The sequence below is a fragment of the Micromonospora sp. NPDC052213 genome, assembly GCF_040679695.1.
In the GTDB taxonomy this organism is placed as follows: domain Bacteria; phylum Actinomycetota; class Actinomycetes; order Mycobacteriales; family Micromonosporaceae; genus Micromonospora.
Genome location: NZ_JBFAVI010000304.1, coordinates 1 through 3,538, shown reverse-complemented (window position 1 = coordinate 3,538; position 3,538 = coordinate 1). Strand labels below are relative to the sequence as shown.

Annotated in this window: 3 protein-coding genes; all 3 read right to left on the bottom strand. The window is 68.6% G+C overall.

The features are described 5' to 3' along the window. Positions 1 to 340 precede the first annotated feature (340 nt). Complete coding sequence (locus AB0L34_RS33315; RefSeq protein WP_363709601.1) at positions 341 to 1,753, bottom strand: FAD-dependent oxidoreductase; 1,413 nt, start codon at positions 1,751 to 1,753, stop codon at positions 341 to 343. 482 nt (positions 1,754 to 2,235) lie between these two features. Further along, positions 2,236 to 3,027 (bottom strand): YaaA family protein, encoded by a 792-nt coding sequence (locus AB0L34_RS33310; protein WP_363709599.1) that lies wholly within the window; start codon positions 3,025 to 3,027, stop codon positions 2,236 to 2,238. After that, the gene (locus AB0L34_RS33305; protein WP_363709597.1) at positions 3,027 to 3,413 is read right to left on the bottom strand and encodes a DUF1801 domain-containing protein; all 387 of its coding nucleotides are present in this window, start codon (positions 3,411 to 3,413) and stop codon (positions 3,027 to 3,029) included. The genes AB0L34_RS33310 and AB0L34_RS33305 overlap by 1 nt, the downstream gene beginning before the upstream one ends. Positions 3,414 to 3,538 lie beyond the last annotated feature (125 nt).

Genomic DNA, 3,538 nt, shown 5'->3' with positions numbered 1-3,538 from the left:
GGCGCACGGCGCCGGGGACGCGGAGACGGTCGCCGAGATCATGGCGGGCAGCTGACCCGGGACGAACGGCGCGTGGCCCCCCCCCCGGCCGGGCCGGCCCCCCCGGGGTGGGGGTGGGGGGCCGGGGGGGGGGGGGCGCCGCCGGCCCCCGGCCCCCCCCCACCGCGGGTTCCGGTCACCGACCGGAGGCGGGCTACGGCGAAGACCCTGGGCGCTGTCGCGTTGTCGGATCGGTGGACACGCCGAGCCTTGTCAGGGCGCACCAGCGGCAGGGGCTGTGGCCGTGGACCGTGGACGGCCCCGGCCGGAGCCTGGAGACGGTCCGACCGGGGGCCACCGATCATGAAAGCGGATCGCCCGAGCGTGAGCCTGTCCGTCCGGTCACGGCTCCGGTCACGGACTCGTCCGTCCATGACCGGCCCGGTGCGGGGCGGAGGACCGCATGCCGTAGCACCCGGCGCATCATCGCGGGCCGCATGAGCGCCTGAGGGGGATCGATCAGACCCGCCACACGCATGAACCCCTTCGTCACTTCCGGGTCCTGGGTGGCGGCGTACTGAAGGCGGGCCATGTAGGCGTTGCCGATCCGCACCTTGAGGGTGCGCTTGCCCTCCACGCCCGGGAAGTCGAGGTCGCCGCCCGCGGCGATGTCCCACGGGGTGTCGATGACCCTGGACAGATCAGCGAAGAAGCGCTGCGGTGTGGGCGCACGCCCCTCACGCAGATGCTGCCGCAGCGTCATCGCCTCGATCGCGGCGACGCTCATGCCTTGGCCGTAGACGGGGTTGAAGCTGCAGAAGGCGTCGCCGATGACCAGGTACCGGTCGGGGAGGCGCAGCAGTCGCTCGTACCGCCGGCGGACGCTGGCGGGGAAGCGGAAGGAGACGGGGTCATCGAGCGCCTCGGCGTCGCGAACCGCGTGGTAGACGTCGGGCACCGGCAGGGAACGAACGAATTCGAGGAACGCCCCGGGTTCGGTGGGCGGGTAGTCCCCGAGCAGTCCGGTCAGCGAGAGAATGCAGACGTCCCGGCCGACCTGGCCGAAGAAGGCCCCTCGCGGGTGGCCCGGGGAAGCGACCGGGTTGATCGACTGCACGCCGTCGAACATCTCGGGACGGGTGCGATAGTGCCGGGTCGTGTACGCGAGCCCGACCTTGACCCGTTCCTCCTCCGGCCGCTGGTATCCCAGACTCTCGAGCCAGGCAGGCGTACGGGAGCCTCGGCCGGTCGCGTCGACGACCAGATCGGCATCCAGCACCTCGACGTCGGCGTTTCCGGTCCGCCGCTGCACCCGTACCCCGACGATCTGCTCCCGATCGTCGGTGGCGACGAGGCCGAGCACGTCACACTCCTGTATGAAGGTGACGTTCGGCAGGGCCGCGACCCGGTTGCGGACGTGGTTCTCCAGGACTGGGCGGGGGGCGGTCACCGAGATGAGCCCGGTGTGGGCGGGCTGTATCTTCCGGCCGTTGAAGAACCACCGCATCTCCCCCAGATCGCCGGTGGGCACCCCGCTGGCGCGCAGTTCGTCGGTGATCCCGGGGAACAGCTCCTCGAGGATGAGGTGTCCCCGTGCGTGCAGGCCGTGCGCGTGGACGGTGTGCGGCGCACCCTTGCGGGGCGTGCTGACGCCCAGCACCTTGTCACGCTCCACGACGACGACGTCCGCGTAGGATTCGGCCAGGACCCTGGCCGCGAGGATGCCGCCCATGCTTCCGCCGAGCACGACGGCGCGGGCTCCGATATGACTCATCGACGTTTACCTTCCTGATGGGAACCGGGACCGATCGGCCTGCCGCGGTGCGACGTCAGCATGGAGGCGCCTTTCGATGGCCGTCGGTCGGCCGAGGACCGGCCGGGGTTCTCGAAGGGTCGAACCGGCCTGAGCGTCGTTTACGGGGCTACCGCCAGGGTTGTCACCGGCGGCTCCCGTGGCATCTCCCCGCGTGCGATGCCGGCGACGTGCATCAACATGGGTCCGCACCGGTGCGGCAGGGCCGGCCGACGGAGAGTGCGACACGGCGGGAAGTCTTTGCCGTCAACCGCGACGGCGACCGCCATGTGCAGGGGTGAGCGCCGTGCGGTGGGACCGCCCGTCGAGTGGTGCGCGGGAGCCGGGAGCGGTCTTGTCCACCGCGGATACCACGAGTCCTCCGACCGCGACACCGAAAGGGGTCGAGGTGCGCCAAGGCAAACCGTGACGAGCGGTAACTCCTGGGACGGTGCGACGGCTCGTCAGCCCAGATCGTTCAGGCGGACGCTGAGACCCTTTCCTTGGAATTCCTCGCACACGAACGCTGGCTGGCGAGGCTTGCTGAGCGCGGGGTCGTACCGGTAGCCGATCTCGGCGAAATCGAGAAGGTCATCCGGATTCTCGACGCGGGCTGTCAGCAGCCATCGAGCGAAGGCGCCGCGCGCGATCTTGGCGTGCACCACCACGAAACGCGGCTCTCCCGTCTTCGGCTGCACCGTCATGAAGCGGGGACTGATGAACCGGTCCCGGTCGAGGAACGCCGTGACGGTCTTGTTGTACTCCACTGCGGCGAGATTGACGATGACGCCCGTGGACGGCAGACACCGGGCGATGGAGTCGCCCCAGAATTCGTACAGGTTGGCGTAGGGCGGATCGGGCAGCCGGTAGCCCATCTCGAGTCGGTACGGCTGAACCGCGTCGTGAGGACGCAGGATCCCGTACAGACCGGAAAGGATCCGCAGGCGGTCGTCTGCATACGCGCGGTCGGCCGCCGAGAAGTCACACGCGCGCAGCCCGCTGTAGATGTCGCCCGCGAAGCTGTCGATTGCCGGAGACTGCCGCTCCGGCTCGACGCCCCAGCTCGCGAGGAGCGCATGGGTCTTCTCGGCCAGCGCCGGCGAGATCTCCATGACGGTCGCCAACTGCTCCACCGACAGGGTCTGCAGATAGGCCGCCAGTTCCTCGGCCCTGCCGCGCAGTGCCGGCTCGGTCAGTGTCGCGTCGCCGCGGGGCGCCGACCGCATGACCTTGGAGGTGTGGATGAGGACGATCATCACTTGTCGATCGACTTGATGAGTTCCTTGATGACGCGCTTCAGCTCGGTCTTCTTGGCTCGCGCGTCCTTCATGTCCTGGAAGTAGGCCATCCGGCGACCGTCCGTGTAGTTGCCCTCCAGCAGCTTGCTGTCGATGTCCACCACCAGCGGGTTGTGGAACACCAGGTGGACGTGCTCCTTGGCCCACAGGTTGAACGTCGCCAGGTATTCCCCCTTGTAGGAGAACGACGGCGCCTTCCACTTGATCTGCTCGGTGATCTTCGGATTGATGGCCTTGATGCTCTCGCGGAGCATCTCGACCTCCGCCTTGAAGGGGTGGTCGAGTTTGTCCATGAACGCGTCAACCTCGTCAGTCTTGTTGACGGTGTTGTCGACCTTGCCCATTTCGCCTCCGCACCGAGATCGATACCCCTGGCGAGCATACCGAATTCAGGCGTCGGTTCACGGTGGCAAAACGTGGCCCGGACCTCCGAGCGGGTGGTGGTGGGTCAGCCCGCGACGCACCACCA

Coding starts and splice junctions, on each gene's coding strand:
- AB0L34_RS33315 (WP_363709601.1), bottom strand. CDS start 1,753: ATGAGTCATATCGGAGCCCGCGCCGTCGTGCTCGGCGGAAGCATGGGC.
- AB0L34_RS33310 (WP_363709599.1), bottom strand. CDS start 3,027: ATGATCGTCCTCATCCACACCTCCAAGGTCATGCGGTCGGCGCCCCGC.
- AB0L34_RS33305 (WP_363709597.1), bottom strand. CDS start 3,413: ATGGGCAAGGTCGACAACACCGTCAACAAGACTGACGAGGTTGACGCG.